19 protein-coding genes and 4 pseudogenes are annotated in these 18,641 nt (G+C 70.3%); 12 read left to right on the forward strand and 11 right to left on the reverse strand.

What is annotated here, in order from left to right; translation table 11 throughout:
- The first annotated feature begins 2 nt into the window (after positions 1-2).
- From OHU89_RS01120 to OHU89_RS01140, 5 genes are read left to right on the forward strand one after another with little or no spacing between them, the layout of a single operon-like run.
- Positions 3-2,030: a proton-conducting transporter membrane subunit gene (locus tag OHU89_RS01120; protein ID WP_405654250.1), complete on the forward strand. Its 2,028-nt coding sequence runs from the start codon at positions 3-5 to the stop codon at positions 2,028-2,030.
- Positions 2,027-2,983, forward strand: coding sequence for a respiratory chain complex I subunit 1 family protein (locus OHU89_RS01125; RefSeq protein ID WP_405638960.1), 957 nt, complete (start codon positions 2,027-2,029; stop codon positions 2,981-2,983). Before OHU89_RS01120 ends, OHU89_RS01125 begins: the two co-directional genes overlap by 4 nt.
- The gene (locus OHU89_RS01130; RefSeq protein WP_405638962.1) at positions 2,980-3,660 is read left to right on the forward strand and encodes a hypothetical protein; all 681 of its coding nucleotides are present in this window, start codon (positions 2,980-2,982) and stop codon (positions 3,658-3,660) included. The genes OHU89_RS01125 and OHU89_RS01130 overlap by 4 nt, the downstream gene beginning before the upstream one ends.
- Positions 3,660-5,219 (forward strand): proton-conducting transporter membrane subunit, encoded by a 1,560-nt coding sequence (locus OHU89_RS01135; RefSeq protein WP_405638964.1) that lies wholly within the window; start codon positions 3,660-3,662, stop codon positions 5,217-5,219. Before OHU89_RS01130 ends, OHU89_RS01135 begins: the two co-directional genes overlap by 1 nt.
- A 4-nt stretch (positions 5,220-5,223) precedes the next feature.
- A complete protein-coding gene (locus OHU89_RS01140) occupies positions 5,224-6,705 on the forward strand; it encodes an NADH-quinone oxidoreductase subunit C (protein WP_405638966.1) in 1,482 nt (493 codons plus the stop codon).
- 67 nt (positions 6,706-6,772) lie between these two features.
- On the opposite strand, the pseudogene OHU89_RS01145 reads toward OHU89_RS01140, so the two are convergent.
- The 7 genes and pseudogenes from OHU89_RS01145 to OHU89_RS01175 all read right to left on the reverse strand — a co-directional run.
- A pseudogene (locus OHU89_RS01145) lies at positions 6,773-6,985 on the reverse strand (peptidoglycan bridge formation protein FemAB); the annotation flags it as partial.
- 127 nt (positions 6,986-7,112) lie between these two features.
- Positions 7,113-7,526, reverse strand: coding sequence for a pyridoxamine 5'-phosphate oxidase family protein (locus OHU89_RS01150; RefSeq protein WP_405654252.1), 414 nt, complete (start codon positions 7,524-7,526; stop codon positions 7,113-7,115).
- A gap of 35 nt (positions 7,527-7,561) precedes the next feature.
- A complete protein-coding gene (locus OHU89_RS01155) occupies positions 7,562-8,059 on the reverse strand; it encodes a hypothetical protein (RefSeq protein WP_405638968.1) in 498 nt (165 codons plus the stop codon).
- A 135-nt stretch (positions 8,060-8,194) separates the two neighbouring features.
- Positions 8,195-8,347, reverse strand: coding sequence for a DUF6126 family protein (locus tag OHU89_RS01160; protein WP_405638970.1), 153 nt, complete (start codon positions 8,345-8,347; stop codon positions 8,195-8,197).
- Between the two features lie 35 nt (positions 8,348-8,382).
- Positions 8,383-8,751 (reverse strand): ATP-binding protein, encoded by a 369-nt coding sequence (locus OHU89_RS01165; protein WP_405638972.1) that lies wholly within the window; start codon positions 8,749-8,751, stop codon positions 8,383-8,385.
- A 104-nt stretch (positions 8,752-8,855) separates the two neighbouring features.
- On the reverse strand, positions 8,856-9,200 hold the full coding sequence (locus OHU89_RS01170; protein WP_405638974.1) for an ArsR/SmtB family transcription factor: 345 nt from the start codon (positions 9,198-9,200) through the stop codon (positions 8,856-8,858).
- Positions 9,200-9,385: a hypothetical protein gene (locus OHU89_RS01175; protein WP_405638975.1), complete on the reverse strand. Its 186-nt coding sequence runs from the start codon at positions 9,383-9,385 to the stop codon at positions 9,200-9,202. Before OHU89_RS01175 ends, OHU89_RS01170 begins: the two co-directional genes overlap by 1 nt.
- A 527-nt stretch (positions 9,386-9,912) precedes the next feature.
- Here OHU89_RS01175 and OHU89_RS01180 point away from each other — a divergent pair.
- Positions 9,913-10,638 carry a DUF4142 domain-containing protein gene (locus OHU89_RS01180; RefSeq protein WP_405638977.1) on the forward strand — a complete coding sequence of 242 codons (726 nt, stop codon included), beginning with the start codon at positions 9,913-9,915 and terminating at the stop codon, positions 10,636-10,638.
- A gap of 262 nt (positions 10,639-10,900) precedes the next feature.
- Here the strand turns inward: OHU89_RS01180 and OHU89_RS01185 are convergent, their stop codons facing one another.
- The 4 genes and pseudogenes from OHU89_RS01185 to OHU89_RS01200 form a co-directional block, all read right to left on the reverse strand.
- Positions 10,901-12,436, reverse strand: coding sequence for an ISKra4 family transposase (locus OHU89_RS01185; protein WP_405654216.1), 1,536 nt, complete (start codon positions 12,434-12,436; stop codon positions 10,901-10,903).
- A gap of 5 nt (positions 12,437-12,441) precedes the next feature.
- Entirely contained in the window at positions 12,442-12,921 is a 480-nt protein-coding gene (locus OHU89_RS01190) for a hypothetical protein (protein WP_405638640.1), read from the reverse strand.
- A 101-nt stretch (positions 12,922-13,022) separates the two neighbouring features.
- The gene (locus OHU89_RS01195; RefSeq protein ID WP_405638979.1) at positions 13,023-13,487 is read right to left on the reverse strand and encodes a transposase; all 465 of its coding nucleotides are present in this window, start codon (positions 13,485-13,487) and stop codon (positions 13,023-13,025) included.
- Positions 13,421-13,732: pseudogene (locus OHU89_RS01200) on the reverse strand (transposase domain-containing protein); the annotation flags it as partial. The pseudogene OHU89_RS01200 and the gene OHU89_RS01195, both read right to left, overlap by 67 nt.
- Positions 13,733-13,871: 139 nt before the next feature.
- Between OHU89_RS01200 and OHU89_RS01205 the strand changes: the two are divergent.
- The 6 genes and pseudogenes from OHU89_RS01205 to OHU89_RS01230 all read left to right on the forward strand — a co-directional run bounded on the left by OHU89_RS01205 (position 13,872) and on the right by OHU89_RS01230 (position 18,351).
- Complete coding sequence (locus OHU89_RS01205; protein WP_405638981.1) at positions 13,872-14,495, forward strand: hypothetical protein; 624 nt, start codon at positions 13,872-13,874, stop codon at positions 14,493-14,495.
- A gap of 42 nt (positions 14,496-14,537) precedes the next feature.
- Positions 14,538-14,727, forward strand: a pseudogene (locus tag OHU89_RS01210) (transposase family protein); the annotation flags it as partial.
- Positions 14,721-14,937, forward strand: a pseudogene (locus OHU89_RS01215) (ATP-binding protein); the annotation flags it as partial. The pseudogenes OHU89_RS01210 and OHU89_RS01215, both read left to right, overlap by 7 nt.
- Before the next feature lie 74 nt (positions 14,938-15,011).
- Entirely contained in the window at positions 15,012-15,653 is a 642-nt protein-coding gene (locus tag OHU89_RS01220; protein WP_405638983.1) for a histidine phosphatase family protein, read from the forward strand.
- Positions 15,654-15,728: 75 nt separating this feature from the next.
- Positions 15,729-16,517 (forward strand): acyl-CoA dehydrogenase family protein, encoded by a 789-nt coding sequence (locus OHU89_RS01225; protein WP_405638985.1) that lies wholly within the window; start codon positions 15,729-15,731, stop codon positions 16,515-16,517.
- Positions 16,518-16,626: 109 nt separating this feature from the next.
- Entirely contained in the window at positions 16,627-18,351 is a 1,725-nt protein-coding gene (locus OHU89_RS01230) for a glycosyltransferase (protein WP_405638986.1), read from the forward strand.
- The last annotated feature ends 290 nt before the right edge of the window (positions 18,352-18,641 follow it).

Genomic DNA, 18,641 nt, shown 5'->3' on the forward strand with positions numbered 1-18,641 from the left:
GCATGATCCCGGCCGCCCTCGCGACGGCCACCGCACTGGGCGGCGCGGGCGCGCTGGCCGGATGCGCGCTGCCGTACCGGGTGCGAATTCCCGTCGTTGGCGTCCTGACGGCGGGTGTGGGGGTGGCGGGTGGTGCGGCGGGTGTGGCTGCACTGGGCGGCAGCCGCTGGGCAGAGGGGTTCCCCGGGCTGCTGCCGCTGGCCGGGGCATATCTGACGGTGGACGCGCTGGCGGGTCTCTTCATGGCGGTGGCCGGGGCCGTGGTGGCGGCCGTCGCGGTCTACGGCATCGGCTACGCGTCCGGCCACGGCCCGCACGGGCTCGGCTCGCGTACGGCGCAGGCGGTGCTGCCGGTGTTCGCGCTCACCCTGGTCCTCGTACCGGCGGCGGCTTCGGTGTCCACGTTCCTGGTGCTGTGGGAGCTGATGGCGCTCGCCTCGCTGCTTCTCGTGCTCGCCGAGCACCGCGAGCGGGCTTCCGTGCGGCTGGCCGGGATCTGGTACGCGGTGATGACGCACCTGGGCCTGGCGCTGCTGCTCGCCGGGTTCGCGCTGTTCGCCGCACAGACCGGGGGCGAGACCTTCGCCGTGTTGCGAGCGGGCGCGCACACCGTCTCGCCGACGGTGCGAGGGCTGGTGTTCGTGCTGGTGGCGTCGGCGTTCGCGTCGAAGGCGGGAGCGGTGCCGCTGCATGCCTGGCTGCCGCGCGCGCATCCGGAGGCACCCAGTCCTGTCTCGGCATTGATGAGCGCCGCCATGGTCAACCTCGGTGTCTACGGCCTGGTCCGCACCGGTCTCGACCTGCTCGGCGGCGGGCCTGCGTGGTGGTGGCTCGGGCTGATGGCCGTCGGCGGACTGTCCGCGGTGTATGGGATCCTGCAGGCCGCGATGGCCTCCGACCTGAAGCGACTGCTCGCGTACTCGACGAGCGAGAACATGGGCCTGGTCCAGATCGGGGTGGGGGCGTCCGGGCTGTTCGCCGCCTACGGCGACCGGCCGCTGGCCGCACTGGCGCTGGCGGCAGCCCTGCTGCACGTGGTCAACCACGCGGCGTTCAAAGCCCTGTTGTTCTGCGCCGCCGGGTCGGTGCTGCGGGCCACCGGCCTGCGCGACCTCGACCGGCTGGGCGGGCTGCGCGTCCGGATGCCGGCCACCGCCGGGCTGTTCGCGCTGGCCGCTCTCGGGGCCGTGGCGCTGCCCCCGGGAAACGGGTTCATCAGTGAGTGGCTGCTGTTGCAGTCCCTGATCCACGGCCTGGCGGTGCCGGGAGTCGCGGTGGCGGTCGTGCTGCCGCTGTCGGTAGCCCTGATCGCCCTGTCGGCGGGAATCGCCGCAGCGGCGTTCGTCAAGGCGCTCGGCGTGGGCTTCTTCGCGCGGCCGCGCAGCGAGCAGGCCGCCGCGGCCAAGGAATCACCGGTGCTCATGCTCGCCGGGATGGGCCTGCTTGCCGGCCTGTGTGCGGCCCTGGCTCTGGTGCCGGGCCTGCTGGGCGATGGCCTGGACCGGTCCGTGACCGCGACCGGGCTGCCAGGCAGCGGCGCCGTCTCGGGCGGCGAACTGAAGGTGCGGCTCACGGACATCTCAGCATCGCTGTCGCCACTTTGGCTGGTGGCCGCTCTGACCGTCGCGCTCATGCTGGCCGCAGGGCTGCCCCGCCTGTACGGACATCGGCGGCGCCGGAAGGACGCCCGGCTGTGGGACTGTGGCGGCGGGGCACCGACTCCGCGCATGGCCTATACGGCGACCTCGTTCGCGGAGCCGTTGCAGCGGGTCTTCGACGATGTCGTCGCGCCCGAGCAGGACGTGGACGTCACTCCGGTGCGCGAGTCGGCGTATCTGGTGGAGCGGGTGCGCTTCCAGCACCGGATGCCCGACCGGATCGAACACCGGCTGTACGAGCCGGTGTTGCGCGCGCTGGCCGGGGCGGGGCAGGCTGCGCGGCGGCTCGCGGGCGGGAGCGTCCATCTCTACCTCGGCTACGGCTTCGCGGGCCTGGTGGTCCTGCTGTTGATTCTGGCGGTGGGCTGGTGAGTACTGAAGGGTACGCGGCCGTGGTCGGCCAGGTCGTGGTGGTCGGCGCCGGGGCGCCGCTGCTGACCGGATGGATGCGGCAGGTCCGCGCCCGCCTGGAAGGCCGGGCCGGGGCCGGGGTGCTCCAGCCCTGGCGGGACGCCCGCAAGCTGCTGCGCAAGGAACCGATCACTCCGGTGGGGACCGGTCCCGCTTTCCGTGTCGCGCCGGCGGTGCTGGTCGCTACCACGGTGGTCGCGACTGCTCTGGTGCCGCTGCTGTCCACCGAGACCCCGGTGAGCGGTCACGCGGACCTCATCGTGGTGGTGGCGCTGATCGCGCTCGGCACCTTGGCCCTCGCCCTGGCCGGACTCGACACCGGCACCGCGTTCGGCGGGATGGGCGCCTCCCGGGAGATGACGGTCGCCGCTCTGGTGGAGCCGACCATCCTGCTCTCGGTGTTCGCGCTGTCGATACCGGCCGGGACCACCAACCTGCCCGCGATCGTCCACGGCGCCGTCGACGAACCGGCCCGCCTCACCTCCCCGGCCGGCCTGCTGGCCACCGCCGCACTCGCGGTCGCCGTGCTCGCGGAGACCGGACGGATCCCGGTGGACAACCCCTCCACCCACCTCGAACTCACGATGATCCACGAGGCGATGGTGCTGGAGTACGCCGGCCCGGACCTGGCACTGGTCGAGCTCGGCGCCCAGATGCGGCTCACCCTGCTGCTCGGGCTGCTGTCCTCACTGTTCGTGCCGTGGGGCATCGCCACCAGCGCCTCGTGGACGGCGCTCGTGGTGGCCCTTGTCCTGTTCGCGGCGAAGGTCACGCTGCTGGGCGCCGTGCTGGCGGCGGCCGAGGTGTTCTGGGCCAAGGTGCGGCTGTTCCGGGTGCCCGAACTGCTCGCCGGGTCCTTCCTGCTGGCCCTGCTCGCGGTGACCGCCTCCTACTTCCTGAGCGGAACGTCATGAGCGAGGGCCTGTACACCCAACTCCTGGACCTGGCCTGCGGGGCCTTCCTGCTGGCCGCCGTGATCGTGCTGTGGCGGCGCGAACTGACCGCGATCGTGCGGGTCTTCGCCCTGCAGGGCCTCGCCCTCGGCGTGATCGCCGTAGTGCTCGGCGCACACGAGGAACGGTGGGACCTGATCGTCATCGGCGTCGGCATCGGGGTGCTGAGGGCGGGGGCCCTGCCGTATCTGATGCGCCGCGCCCTGACCGCACTCACCGCCGACCATACGTACAGCGAGGAGGTGCGCGAGACGCAGCCGCTGGTCAACGTCGCCGCCTCGCTGCTGACCGCGGCCCTGTTGACGCTGCTGGCCTACGTGGTGGCCCAGCCCCTGACCGAGCTGAACCCGACCCCCGCCACCCGTGCCCTGCCGGTCGGCCTCGCCGTCGTCCTCATCGGCTTCTTCGTCCTGGTCACCCGGCGCCGGGCGCTCGCCCAGGTGGTCGGCTTCCTGCTGCTGGACAACGGCATCACCGCCACCGCCTTCCTGGCCACCTCCGGCGTGCCGCTGATCGTCGAACTCGGCGTCTCCTTCGACGTGGTGCTCGCGGTCCTGGTGCTGCAGATCCTCACCACCCGGATGCGGGCGGCGTTCGGCACCACCGACATCGACGACCTGCGGGAGCTGCACGACTGATGAGCCCTACCGCTTCCGCGCTGCTGCTCACCGCGCCCGCGGCCGTGCCGCTGGCCCTCGCCGGGGTATACGCCCTGACGGGACTGCGCACGCGCCGACCCGCACCCGTCACCGTGCCCGCGGCACATGGTTCGGTCTCCGTCCTGGTGGCGGAGGCACCCGAGCCCGAACCACCGACGGCCTGGGCCGGGCTCCTCTCCCCCGCAGTGATCCTGCTGTGCGCAAGCCTGCTGGCGGCGGACGTCATCGACGACGGCCCGGTGGCGGTGTACTCCGGGCTGCTGCGCGCCGACGCGCTGACCGCCTGGATGCTGCTGGTCATCGGCACCGTCGCGCTCGTCGCCTGCGCCTCGGCCCCGGCCTACCTCGCAGGCGAGAGGGCCACCGGCCGCACAGCGGCGCGCTACCACTCACTCGTCCACGGCTTCCTCGCCGCCATGAGCCTGGCCGTGCTCACCGCCAACCTCGGCGTGCTGTGGGTCGCGATCGAAGCCACCACCATCGTCACCGCCTTCCTCGTCGGCCACCGCCACACCCGTACGTCGGTGGAGGCCGCCTGGAAATACGTGGTGATCTGCTCGGCCGGGATCGCGCTCGCCTTCCTCGGCACGGTCCTCCTCTACTACGCGGCCCGGCAGGCCGGCATCGCCGAGGCGTGGGCACTGGACTGGCCCACCCTCGTCGCCCGCGCCGACCGCCTCGACCCGGCGGTCACCCGCCTCGGCATCACCCTCGTCGTCCTCGGCTACGGCGCCAAAGCCGGCCTGGTGCCGCTGCATGCCTGGCTGCCCGACGCCCACAGCCAGGCCCCCGCCCCGGTCTCCGCGTTGATGTCCGGGGTGCTGCTGTCGGTCGCCTTCGCCGCGATCCTGCGCTACCGGGTCATCGCCGACGCGGCCCTCGGCCCGGACTTCACCCGGGTCCTGCTGGCCGGGATCGCCCTGCTCACCCTCGTGTTGGCCGCCGGACTGCTGCTGGCCCAGCGCGACTACAAACGGATGCTCGCCTACTCGTCCATGGAGCACATGAGCCTGATCACCCTGGCCGCAGCGATCGGCAGCCCCCTCGCCCTGTCCGCCGCACTGCTGCACATCGGAGGGCACGGGCTCGCCAAGTCCGTCGCCTTCTGCGCCTCCGGGCACCTCCTCCGCCTCACCGGTACGACGCGGATCGGACGGGTACGCGGCCTGCTCACCAGGGCTCCCCTGCTGGGAGGCGCGTTCGGCCTCGCGGTCGTCGCCCTGCTCGGCTTCCCACCCTTCAGCCTCTTCGCCTCCGAACTGGGCATCGCCCGGGCCGGGTTCGCCGCGGGAGCGGGCCTGGGCTGGGCCACGGCGGGGGCACTGCTGCTGGTGCTCGTCGCCTTCGCGGCCATCGTCGCCCGCACCGCCCGGATGCTGCTCGGCCCCGCACCCGCACCGGCGGAGCCCGACAGCGCCGCGACTCTCGCCACCTGGCCCCTCACCCTGGGCCTGGCCGCCTGCGCCGCGCTCGGCATCACCACCGGACCGCTCACCGACCTGCTGGACGCCGCCGCCCAGGCGATCGGAGGCCACTGACGCCATGCGCAAGACGTACCAGATCAGCCCCGCCACCCTGCCCCAGCACGCCGAGGACCTGCTCACCAGCGGCCACCGACTCGCTCTGGTCGCCGCGCACACCGACGAGCCCGGACCGCGGGTGATGTACCTGTTCGTGGCCGGCCCACCCGATGCGCGGGTGGAGCTCCACATCCGCCTCCACCCGGACCACCCCGAGGTGCCCAGCCTGGCCCATCTCTCCTTCCCTGCGGGCCGGTTCGAGCGCGAGATGCGGGACCTGTTCGGCATCGTCCCCCTCGACCACCCACTGCCCCGCCGTCTCGTACGCCACTTCCACTGGCCGCGCGGCTGGTACCCCATGCGGCCCGACGCCGGACCACCACCGACCTTCGGCGAACAGGAAGGCCCGTACCCCTTCCTGGAAGTGGAAGGCGACGGCGTCTACGAGATCCCGGTCGGCCCGGTGCACGCCGGCCTGATCGAACCCGGCCACTTCCGCTTCTCCGTCGTCGGCGAGACCATCCTCAAACTCAAGGCCCGCCTCTGGTTCGTCCACAAGGGCGTGGAGAAACTCTTCCAGGGCCGCTCGATCGCCGCCGGACTCCCGCTCGCCGAACGCATCAGCGGCGACACCGCCGTCGGCCACGCCCTCGCCTACTGCCTGGCCGTCGAGGAGGCCACCGCCACCGAGGTTCCCGCCGAGGCCCAGCGCGCCCGCGCGATGCTCCTGGAACTGGAGCGGATCCACAACCACATCGCCGACCTCGGCATGCTCTGCAACGACGTCGGCCACGGCGTCCTCAACGCCCACGCCCAGCGCGTGCGCGAACAACTCCTGCGCCTCAACAAGGAGATCACCGGCCACCGACTGCTGCGCGGCGGCGTCGTCCCCGGTGGCACGGCACTCCAGGCTCTGCCCGATCCCGCCCGTATGAAGGCGATCGGCACGGACATTCGCGAGATCACCGACCTCGCCCTCGGCCACTCCACCGTGCGCGACCGCTTCACCGGCACCGCGATCCTCCATACCGACGCCGCCCGGACCATCGGCTGCCTCGGCTACGTCGCCCGCGCCAGCGGCATTGCCGCCGACGCCCGCATCGCCCACCCCTTCACGCCCTACGGCACCCGGCTCGACGTGCCCCTCCATGGCACCGGCGACGTGCTGGCCCGCTTCCTGGTGCGCGCGGAGGAGATCGACACGTCGCTGGCCCTGATCGAGTACTTCGCCGAAGGGCTGTCCGCTCCCCGCGCCGTACTCGGCCCGTCTGCCGTGCCCGGTGCGGGCCCCGGCACCGGCGTGGGTCTGGTCGAGGGCTGGCGCGGCACCATCGCCACCCGCGTCGAACTCGCCCCCGACGGCACCCTGGCCCGCGTCAAGCCGGTCGACCCGTCCTTCTTCAACTGGCCTGCCCTGCCGGTGGCGTTGACGGACACGATCGTCCCGGACTTCCCGCTGACCAACAAGAGCTTCAACCTCTCCTACGCGGGCAACGATCTCTGACGACCTCAGATGGCCGCCTGCACCAGGGCGTGCAGGTGCTCGTCGCGCCATCCGTCCTCGTGCGGCAGGCGAGGTACCGCCTCACCTTCGGCAACGGTCGCAGCAGCACCAGCCCCACGCCCACCAGACGCCCGCCCTCGTCGAACCAGCCCAGACTCTCCGTCCGTCAGTCCGGCTTCACGTCCCCTCACGAGGGAACCTGCATGTGGCTCACCGAGGGCAGGGTCTTGACGAAGCCCAGAGGTTCCTCGTGGGTGATCGCCTCTAGGCGAAAGCGCATGCGCTGCACTCCTTCGTTCAACGCACAAGCCTACTGAGGGGTACTGCGTGTCCAGGGTTCCGGGGCAAGCGGCGGCGGGTGCGACGCGGGAGGTACAGGCAGGAACGAGACCATCGGGGGGATGACGTCAGGTACTCGGGACACCGGAAACCGGATTCCGCGCCAGCCGGTAACCGCTGACGATCTCCGGCCGGATACGCACCACCTGCTCCATCTCCGCATCGATCCAAGGCATGAGCAGTCCCTGGTAGCGGGCCAGTTCGGCGGCACCGGTCACGCGGGTCGCCGTGCCAGTGACCACGACACTCCACCCGGTCCGCGTCACCGGGTCGATCTCGTCGGCCTCGTACGCCACCACCTCGGACAGCAGCGCACGCCGCAGCAGCGCCGACCCGCCGTGTGTACGGACGATGATGTCGCCCTCGGCCAGGACGTGATTGACCGGCCTGATCGCGGGAAGCGCCTGCTCCGTGAAGGCGATCCGCCCCAACTGCACGGTGCCCAGTAGCCGGAGGGCTTCATCGCGGCTCACCTCGAACATGCGCGCCAAGGGCGCAGGTCCGGAGGACACGAGGTTCACGAGCGCTCTCCCTCCACGGCCATGCGCCGGGCGTCGGCGGGCCAGAACACCTCGACGTCGACGCCGCACGCGCGGGCATAAGCCACCAGATGGGCCGTCGCGTCCTCACTGTTCGACGGCGAGCCGTCCCACACCGCCAGCAGTCGGCCACAGGAACGCAGCAGACTCTCGTCCGCGGCTATGCAGGCATCGCGGTCTGCTGGGTCGTACTCCAGCAGCCGCACCTGCTCCGACAGCAGCAGCAACTCACCGGCGGCCCTGCGGTCGCACGCGTCCAGCACCTCCGGCACCCCGTTCTTCGACGGCAGGACGGTCACCAGAGCAAGCCCGGCGGCGCGCGCGGCCCGCCCGAAGACGATCGGCAGCCCCTGCCCGGCCCGCACCAGCCCTGCCTTGCCGGCCCGTACGAACTCGGCCAGCCGCCAGTACAGCTCCTCCTCCATCATCGCCAACGTGGGCGCGGTGAGATCGGGATGCCCCACAACAGCGATCACTTCCGGCGACCCTCTCTCCACACGTGCACATCCCAACAACTAGCAAATTGAAGAAGTCTTCAATCGAGCACAGGGTAGCCGCCCGTGCCACGACCGCGTCCAGGGCCGATCGGCCCTTCCCAAACGGCCGCCACGCTACTTATTGGCGTGCCCGCCCAGATAGAACAGCAGGTATACGAACCCGGCGACCAGGTGGGTGCCGAAGATGTAGATGCCGGCGCGCAGCGCCACGCCACGCTCCTTCTGATCCTCGGCGTCCCGGGGCTTGCGCTTCTTGGCATCGCTCACCGCTTCATTCCCTTCCTCAGTCCTGCCGCGTTTGTCTACAGCGGAATCTCGAACCGGACGAGGACGACCTTGCCGCCGTGCTCCACGGCCGACTCGGCGCTCAACTCCCCGTCGTAGTCAGCGGCCAGTTCGGCCACCATCCGCAGTCCGGCACCCATGCCTTCGAGCGTGAGATCCGGCAGCCGCGGCTCGGTGTCCGCGACGCTGACGACCAGCGTGTCGTCGGCGACCGTTATCCCCACATCCGCCAGGGGCGAGTGCGGGGCATGCCGCAGCACGTTCGTGACCAGCTCGCTGACCACCAGCAGCACCGCGTCCACGAAGGAGGACCCCTGGGCGACACCGGCCTGGGCAAAGTGCCCGGCCACACTCTCGCGGGCCTCCCGTACCGCGTCGGGCCCCATCTGCACCGAGACTATGTGTCGCCGCGCCGGCGGCAGAACGTGCTCGACCTGCGCGACGGGTCTGCCCCGATGCCACGGCATCCGGAAGCGGCGGGGGCCGCCGGTCACAGGGCCGACTCCGTTCCACGCAGCTCGGCCAGCAGGTCCTGCCGTCCGGCCAACAACATGGACAGGATCCGCCTGGCTGCGGCCATCAGCTCGGCCACATCGCCGCCGGCCAGCTCGTAGACCACCGTCGACCCGGTACGGGTGGCCGTGACAATCCCGGAGCGGCGCAGCACCGCCAGCTGCTGCGACAGGTTCGACGGCTCGACCTCGATCGCCGCGAGCAGGTCGCGCACCGGCTTCGGGCCGTCCTGCAGCAACTCCAGGACCCGGATGCGCACCGGGTGGCCGAGCATCCGGAAGAACTCGGCCTTCGCCTCGTACAGCGGAACCAACGTCCTCATCACCCCTCGTCCGCCGCCACGTCCGCGCCGGCGTCGATGCCGTGCCGTCGCGCCACCCGCAGCGCGTCGTCCAGCTCGTCCTGCGCCACGGCCACCTCGTAGGCGTCCTCAGCCTCCAGGGCCGCCGACAGTGCGGTACGCGCCGTGCACACCCGCTCCAGTACGGCCTCGGTGAAACCGCCCACCCGAGGACCACCTCCCCTATGATCTGGCTGACATGGCAACTAGCGAATTGAAGAACTCTTCAAGAGTAGTGGACGGCCGGTCCGCCCAACGTCCCTCGGTCGGCGCCGGCCACCATCATTGGCGAGCGGACTCCCGACTGGACGACCTCAGTACCCGAAATGCCCCGGTCCACGGGCCGCGGCCTGGTCCAGTCTCCACAAGTGGAGCCGGGCACGTCGGGCAGAACGAGTGATAGCGCTGGAGCCATACGTCATAGCGGCTCCCACGGTTCCGGTTCGAGCAGCTGCGGCGAGACTGTCCCATCGAGGTGACTCCCGCACGCCCCCGCCGCAGGCAGGGACGCTGGATCTGTGTGGCCTGTGTGCCGGCCTCGCCCTGGTGGGCTGTCTCTGGACTCGCTCGACCTCCCGGCAGGGTGCCGAACACTGATCGATTTTGCGAACTCATTGCGAATCCGAAAGATTCTGCGGGACCCCGTATCCGTACTCCCGTACGTGCGGGACCCCGAACCGGAGCAGGAGACACGGTGCTCGTTTCACGCAAAGCAGCGGGAACTCTCTTCGTCGGCGGCGCGCTCGCCCTCACCCTCGGCGCCCTCCTCTACCCCGCAATACTCGGAGTCCAGAAGGTCACCAGCGCGCCCGACCGGGTCATCGCCCACCCGGCCACCGGACCGCTCACGGAAGCCGACCGCGACTTCGTCGTCCAGGTGCGCGCGGCCGGATTATGGGAGTACCCCGTCGGTCAGATGGCATTACAGAAGGGCACGACCAGGGCGGTCAAGACTGCCGGGGAGCACCTGATCGACGGGCATGCCTCGCTGGACGCCGCCTGCCGCGGAGTCGCCGGCGAGCTGGCCATCACGCTGCCCGACCAGCCGTCGCCGCAACAGCAGGGCTTCGTGGCCCAGTTGAACGTGGACAGCGGCAAGCAGTTCGACGCCGACATGGCCACCATCCTGCGCGCGACGAACGGCCAGCTCCTCCCCACGATCGCGAACGTCCGCACCACCACGAAGAACTCACTGATCCGCGCCCTGGCCGACCAGGTCAACGACACCGTCCTGGACCACATCACGGTCATGGAGAACACCGGCCTGGTCGACTTCGACCAGGCCGTCTTCCGGCAAACCACGCCGCCCAAGCTCCCGGCCCGGGACACGACCCCGCCACCCCCGGTCGCGGGCCAGCCGCAGGTCGTCCTCACCCCGCAGGCGAAGAGCACGGTCTCGCCGAGTCCGTCGGTGCGGTGAAGGCGCAGGCCAAACGTCCTGCGCCCGCCAGGCAGTCGTGTCCAGCCCTCGTCTCCCGCCGTCCTCCAGTGGCCAACGGCTGATCAGCGCCTCTCCAACGTAACCGCATACTTCTCACAGGCCGCCGACAGCGAGCAGAGCAGGCCACTGGCCCGACCAAAGGCGCCGCCCCACCCCTTTAGGGCGGCCCCCTACGCTGCCAACTCATCCGCACCCAAGGGCCAATTGCCCTTGGGTGCAGATCTAATGAGGGCGCTGTCGATCAGGTAGGTATGACCTGGTCGCGGTAGCGCGTCTGGTGGTTGCGGGTGAATTCCTGCTGCTGGTGCCAGGTCCAGTAGGCGTCGAAGTCGCCGTTGGCGCGGACGGCGCGCAGCTTGAGTACGGCTTCAGCTCCGGACAGGCCCCAGCGGGCGCCGGTGATGTCCAGGCGGTCTTTGACCAGGTGCCGGCATGCTCCCTCGATGATTCCGGTGGCGATCGGCCAGCCGCGTTCAAGGGCGGTGTCGTAGTGCAGGTGTTCGGCCTTGCCGGTCAGGTAGTTCACGGCCTCGTCGATGCCTTTGCGCTGGGCGCCACGCAGTCCGGCGGTGCGGGCGGCTTCCTCGATGGCGGCGGCGGTCTGCTGCACGCCGCCGGCCAGGAGGGTGCGGGCGTGGCGGGCGACCCAGGTCTCGGCGGAGGCGTCGCCGTTGTCGTGCAGGCACCAGGCTGCTCGCCACAGATATTCGAGCACGTGGATCAGGTCGACGATGATGTGGACGTCCACGCCGCGCTGTAGTGCTTCGGCCTTGATGAGGTCGATCTGATGGCGGGCCCCGTCGACCAGGACGACCCAGCAACGGCGGTGGCCGGGGTCGCGGTGCTCTGCCTGGTCGAACACGGCGGACACCACCTGCGCGGCGGTGTCGGTCACCGAGCCGCACAACCACTTCGACCGGGCCTTCGGCCCCTGGCGGCGCTCGGGCGTCGCGCCGTGGGCGGCGTCGTCCTGCCGGTCGGGGTCGGCGAAGATGTCGTCCACCGTGCGCGGCGCGGGCTCGGCATCGTAGACGGCTCCCAGGGTGGCCATCCGTTTCCTGCCGTGCTTCTCCCCGGACGCCAGCCGGGTCTTCATCGCGTTGCCGCCCTTGGCGGCCGCAGCCTTCGCGGTGTCCTCACGCAGTGCTTCGGGTCTTATCACCACGCCCTTGCCGTCGACCGACAAGATCAGCGGCGTGGTGCCGGTGCAGGGAGCCGGCACGAGGGCGTCGTAGAACGCGTCGATGTCGACTGCGGCGCCGACGGCGAGTTCCTGGACCTGCCGGTGCCCGATTCCGGAGCCGGTGACGGCGTTGATCCGCTCGCAGGCATCGGCGAAGCTGCCGCGGGCGGACTCGATCGCGGCGAGCCTGGCCAGCCCGTGCGAGTGCAGTGCGTCCGGAAGGTTCAGCACCGCGTCAGCCGGGTGCAGGTCCGCCACCCTGGTGCCGCGGTAGGCGATCCGGACCACGGTGACCTTGCCGAACACCGTGGCCAGCATCCGGCGCCGGCCCCGCTCGATCCGGGAGCGCCCGGCACCGGCAGCGTCCACGACGTCCTCACGGCGCACCTCGTCCCTGGCCCGCAGGGTCAGGTGGTCCTGGAACAACTGCCGGGTGACCTCGCGCATCCGCGCACCCAGCAGGTCCTCCAACCGCGCGTGCGTCATCACCGCAGCTTCCGGAGCCGCCAGCTCCGCACACGCCGCGGCGAACAGACCCGCCGAGGCGGCGAAAGCGTCCTCACACTCCGCGAGCGCACCATCGGACGGCCTCACCACGCTCACCACCCCTGCTTTCGGCCGTCGACCTTGAACAGCCCGGACGAAGGCTCGGCCAGGATTCCGCGCTCCACCAGCCGCTTCAGCTTCGAGCGCATCCCCTCGACGTGCCGCGGCTCGGTCCCCAGACCCAGTTGCCGACAGACCTCTTTGCAGCGCATCGCCGCTCCCGAGGTCGCGAACAAGGCGATGATCTCCCGGTACTCCGGCGACATCACCGTCACATCCAGCTCCGACTCGGCCTTCAACAGCGCCACGGCGACCCCGCCGTCACGCCCACCCGCGCCGTCCGAGCCCGGCACCGGCGAAGACGGCGCGGCCAACACCTCCTCCACCGTCTCCCGCGCGATCTGCAACCGCGCCAGCCGTTCCTCGGCCCCAGACAACTCCTCGGACAGACCAGCGATCTGCTCACGCAGCCGCTCGGCATGGCCCAGTACCTCAGCTCGCCTGGCCTCCAACGCCTCCATCAACGACGGCACACCACACCCACCCTCGCTCAGCACCCGCACGCCTCACGGCGGGCTCGACCCCGGCGACGGTAGAAGTCAGCACGACCGACCGCATCCCGAACCTCTGCGAATCACCCCAACGAGGCACCCTCAGAAGATCTACACCCATCGGTGAAGGCCCGCCAAAGCGGCACGCCGAGGAACTCCCGGTCCGCCAGGACCAGTTCGCCGGACTGACAGGAGCGTGGCAGGCGGCCCACCAGGGTGACTTCACCGGTGCGGCAGCCGGCCAGTTCCGCATCCAGGACCAGGTGGGTGCCCACCTCGATCAGACAGGCCATCCGCACCTGAGGAAAGGAGGACTTGTCGTGGCCACGGCTGTTCCCGGGACGGCCGAAGGCGGCCTCATTCGCCACACTGTCGGCCACGTCCCAGCAGGTGCCGTCCACTGCCAGCAGCCGCAGCCCTCGCCAGAAGCAACCCGAGTGGTCTCCGTGCCCATCGGCTTCGCGGTCGTGGCAAACAGCACCCGCAGCGGCTCCGATCCCAGCCGCTGGCGAGCCCGAAACAGCGACGACTTCGCAGGGATGCGCCACTCACCCAACAGGCCCTGGCTCCGCAGGCCCTCGACCAGATGCCGCATCACCTCCAGATACGGAGCCGGCGAGAACAGGGCAAGGGCGAGCACGAAATACACCACCAATCGGGCCGGCAGCAGACGTCTGCGCTGCTCGCCACGACCGCAAGCGGCCACCACACGATCCACCAACCCAGGCCGATACACCCAGGTCAGCAGCCCCAGCCCCGATAACTCGCCGACATCCGCAGACACCCGCACCACCCCCGGGAAGCACTACGCAGCAGCGTACGCCCGCAGACTAAAACAACAGCATTGCACCTAAGGGCTGTCCCGTAACTGACGGGTCCCCCTTGCCGATCCCGGATCGGACCGTGTCGGTGGCTGGTGCCAGAATCGACGGGTGCTGATCAAGGGATACGACGTCAGCCCGTTGGTGGCGGGCGAGTCACTGCTGGCCCGCCCGGGCTTCTGGTCGAACTACCTTCTGTCGATGTGTAGCGACGGGGGGTGTGCTGAGCGGCCGGTTCCAGAGTGGTTCGGTGAGGACGGCGCCGATGTCGATGCCCTGTCCGAGGTCCTCTTCGATCCCGAACGCTGGCCGGTGTTCAGGGTGCCGGCAGAAGACGGCCCCGGAGCTGTGGTGATCTACCGCAACCTGGATGGCGACTACGGCACCGACTACCTCCTCACCCATCCCGGCAGAAGCTGCGCCGAGCAGATCGCCAGCTGGGACGTCGACTTCTCGGGCACTGGGCTGACATGGCGTGAACTGATCCGGATTGCTGACAGCCCGTCCTTTGCGGCCGATGGCGTCCAGGACACTGCCATCCGCTTCCTGCTGCTGCTTCCCCTCCTCACCGACCCGGACATGCCGGATACAGCATCGGCAAGGCTTATGGCCGCTTTGGCCGTGGTCGGCGCGCCCCAAGACACCGCCTCCATCGCGGCGGAGCACCTGCTGGCCCACCTCACGAGGAGATCCCGACACGACCCCACCTGGGCGTCTCCGCTGAGCGGCAGCTGAGAGGCAGGTCGGTCGCCAGTCCCTCTATGAAATGATCTTGGTGTGGCTGGTGTGATCACGGCGTCGGAGCCGTCCTAATCCGGTGATAGCGGCAACATCGAGGAACGTGCGGCGCGAGGGCGCGGATCCGGTGCCCAAGGGCCGGCCGTGGAGCCTGCCGTTGGAGGACCGCGTGCTGCTGGTCGCCGCGTACTGGCGGACGAACCTGACACTGCGCCAACTGGCGACGATCTGATCGAGGCCGCCGACGAGAAGCAGCTGAACAAGACGATCGCCCGCTACGGGCGCGTCGACCTTCGGCGGCTGGACCCAGACGTTTACGGATCCTCGCCTCTGCGCGGCGATCGTCAACCGGCTGACCTTCAACGGCACCATCATCGAGACCGGAACCGACTCCTACCGCCTCGCGAGCACCCGAGCCCGGGCCGAAGAACCCGCTTGAGGGTTCTGAGCTGTCTCTTCCATAGTTGCGGACTGCAATCAGGCAGGACGTTATCTACAGGAGGGCATGCACTGATGCGCACTCTTTACGTCGTCACCCATCCGGAGGCGACGCACCACGTCGAAGGAGTCGTCGGCGGATGGCATGACTCGCAGTTGACGCCCGCTGGCGTCCGTGCAGCGGTCTCCATCGCCCAGGCGTTGCGGGCCCAGATCCCGGACGGCGCCGAGACGGAGCTGTTCTCCTCGGATCTGCAGCGCACCCTGCGGACGGCCGAGGAGGTGGCCGGACTGTTCGGTGTGAAGCCGATTGTGGATCGCAGGCTGCGGGAGAAGTCCTACGGTGAGGCAGGGGGAAAGCCGCAGGAGTGGCTGGACCGGCGCTTCATCCCACCGCCCGCTGTCGGGGAGCGAATGGACCACGACGAGGGCGTGGAGGGTTCCGAGACCAAGGCTGCGTGGGCGCAGCGCATCTATGCGGCCATGGACGGGATCCTGCAGAACCGTTGCGAGCACCAGATCATCGTGACGCACGGCGGTTCACTGACATTCGTCGTGGCGTCCTGGATCAAGATGCCGATCGAGTCGGCCGGCTATGCCAGTTTCCGGGCGCCCTCCGGCAGCATCACCACGCTCCGCGAAGATGACTTCTTCCACAACCGCCAAGTCGTCAGCCTCGGTGACACCCGTCATCTCGACTCCGCCATAGCTGGCTGACCTCAGCCTGACCCGCCTCGACGGCCCGCCGCCCGTGAGGGCGGCGGGCCTTCCCATGCACTGACGTCATTTCTCGTGATCCCGTCGACCTCCACCTGCTGCCCCACGCCCGGTCTGCTGCGCCGGCTGCGTCCGGCGCGAGCGCGGAGGCCCGCCGACGCGCAACACGAAGAGCACGGCGCCCCGATCCCCCGAGGCGCACCCTCACCCGTCCCCGCGGGAAACGGCCAGTGGGTGATCAGCGGCGAGAAACTCCACATCGGCAACAGCCACCTCGCCGGCCTCCACGTCGTCGTCGCACGCACCGCACCGGCCGACACCACCGCCTCGAGGGCCCTGACCGCCTTCCTCGTCGAACACGCCCGCAAGGGCGTGAGCCTGGCCCCGCACCAGGCCCGCCTCGGCCTGCACGGCTTCAGCGCCGGCCGCCTCATCCTGGACCGGGTACGCGTGCCCGCCACGGCCATCCTCGGCGAACTCGGCCAGGGCCTGCACGTCGCGCAGAGCAGCAGCATCGTCTACGGGCGCCCCAACCTCACCGCCCTCAGCCTCGGCCTGCACGAAGCCTTCGTCGCCACCACCGCCACCTGGCTGCAAGCGCGGCCACGCTACGGCGCCCACCTCGCCGACCTCCCCGTCGTCCGCGACCGCCTCGGCGCCATGCAGGCCCGCCTGCACCACGCCACCTGCACCGCCTACCACGCCGTCCACCTCCTCGACCAAGGAGCTGCCTGCGACAGCGTGCTGATCGGCGCCAAACACACCGGGCAGGAACTCGCCGCCGCCACCGGGCGCGACGCCATGGAACTACACGGGGCCCACGCCCTCGACGGCGACTACCTGCTTCCCGGGCGCCGGGCATGACGTACACCTGGACCAGCCGCGGGCCCTGTACGAAGCGATCGGGTCATTCCACAAGACACTCGCCTCAACGACGCCGCCGCGGCCGCTCCATGCCAGAGCATGAACGGCCATGGAACAACAGGAGACCTGCCCCCCGGCGGAGGAAGCGCCCACGCTCAAGGTCAGCATCGTGGTGCCGGTGTACAACGCGGGCCGGTACATCGATCTCTGCTCGCCGTCGCTCCTCCATCAGACCCTCGGTGAGGACGCGTACGAGATCGTCTACGTCGACGACGGCTCGACCGACGACTCCGCGCAGCGCCTCGGCCGACTGGCGGCAGAGCACCCGCACGTACGCGTGGTCCACCAGGAGAACTCCGGCTGGCCCGGCAAACCCCGCAACGTCGGGGTCCGGCTGGCCCGCGGCGAGTACGTCCAGTTCGTCGACCAGGACGACGAGTTGACCCCCGAGGCCCTCGAACACCTCCACCGCATGGCCGTCCGCAACGGCTCCGACATCGTGCTGGGCAAGGTCATCGGCACCATGCAGGGCCCCAGCAACGTCTTCAGATGCAATGTGGAGCGCTGCACGGTCGAGGACGCGCCCCTCTTCGAGAGCCTCACCCCGCACAAGATGTTCCGCCGCGACTTCCTCCTCAGCGAGGGGATCACCTTCCCCGAGGGACCGGTACGCCTGGAGGACCAGCTCTTCATGGTCCGCGCCTACCTGCGCGCCAAAACGGTCTCCATCCTCGGCGACCACCCCTGCTACGTATGGAAGCGCCGCGACGACGGCGGCAACACCAGCAGCCGCGCCGCCACCCCCGAGGACTACTACGGCCACCTCCGCACAGTCGTCGACGCCATCAAGCAGGACACCCGGCCGGGTCCCCTGCAAGACCACCTGCTCCGCCGCTCCTACCGCGTCGAACTCCTGCGCCCGGTCGGCGAACCCCGCGTCCTCCAACGCACCGGCAAGGCCCTCGAGCGCTACTTCACCGTCGTACGCCGCATGGCCCTCGACGCCTACCCGCCCGGCGTACGCGACGGCCTCCCCGCCCTCACCAGGCTCCGAGCACACCTGCTGGAGGAAGGCCACCTCGACTCCCTCGTCGAACTCGCCCGCCGCACCAAGGACCTCAAGCCTGAGCTCACGGTCGACGACATCCACTGGTACGCCGACAAACTCCACATCACCACCACATTCGGCATGAGCCACCCCGACGGCCGGCCCCTCGCCCTCATCGAACGCTACGGCCGCCTGCTCCTCGACCCCGACCTGCTGGCCGGCATCAAGGGGGCCGAGGACTGGGAGGCCCCCCACCCCCTCAGCCACGCCCACGCCGAGATCCTCGTGCACGACACGCCCCGCAACCTGTGGTGGTTCCCGCCCGCCGACCTGTCCCCGCGCACCCAGCCTCTGGGCCCCGGCCGCCACCGCGTCATCCTCACCGGAGACACGGTCATCGACCCGGTCACTCTGAGCGGCGGCCACCCGATGCCACCCGGCCCCCACCTGGTCTGGGCAAACGCCCAACTCCTGGGGGTGGGTCGCCGAGCCCGGCTGAGCCCACCCGACGACGGCCCCAACGCCGCCGGCCTCCGCCTTACCGCGGCGCGGACCGGCACACCACCCCGCCTGGTGACCCCGGGCTGGACCGGCCCAACCAGCCAACTCTGCCTGTACGCAGGCCACCCGACCCAGACCACCTTCCCGCACAGCCTCCTCCTTCGCACCACCTCCTCCCCAACCCTCCGCCGAGCGGTCCGCACCCTCCTCGACCACCTCCCCCCGGACGTACGCCACCGCGCGACGAAGCTGGCACGCGAGGCGGATCCTTGGAGCGGGGCTTGACGAGGGGAGGCGGGTGAGCGGACGGTTCGGCCGGGTCGAGGTACCGCGCCGGACGCGGATTACGTCCGGGGCCTGCTGGGGCCCGGTCGGCCGCACGAACAGCTGGCAGCTGGCTGAATGCGCCGGTCACAACGGCCCGTACGGGCTGCAGCACCTGCTGTCGCGGAGCAGATGGGACCCCGACGAACTCCGGGACGACGTGCAGGAGTACGTGGCCCAGCGGCTCGGCGCCCCGGACGGGGTCCTACTGATCTCGCCGGATTGTTGTCGGGTAGTGGGTGCGGCGTCCG

Origin of the sequence: Streptomyces sp. NBC_00019 (assembly GCF_045041015.1) — a bacterium.
Taxonomy (GTDB): Bacteria; Actinomycetota; Actinomycetes; order Streptomycetales; family Streptomycetaceae; genus Streptomyces.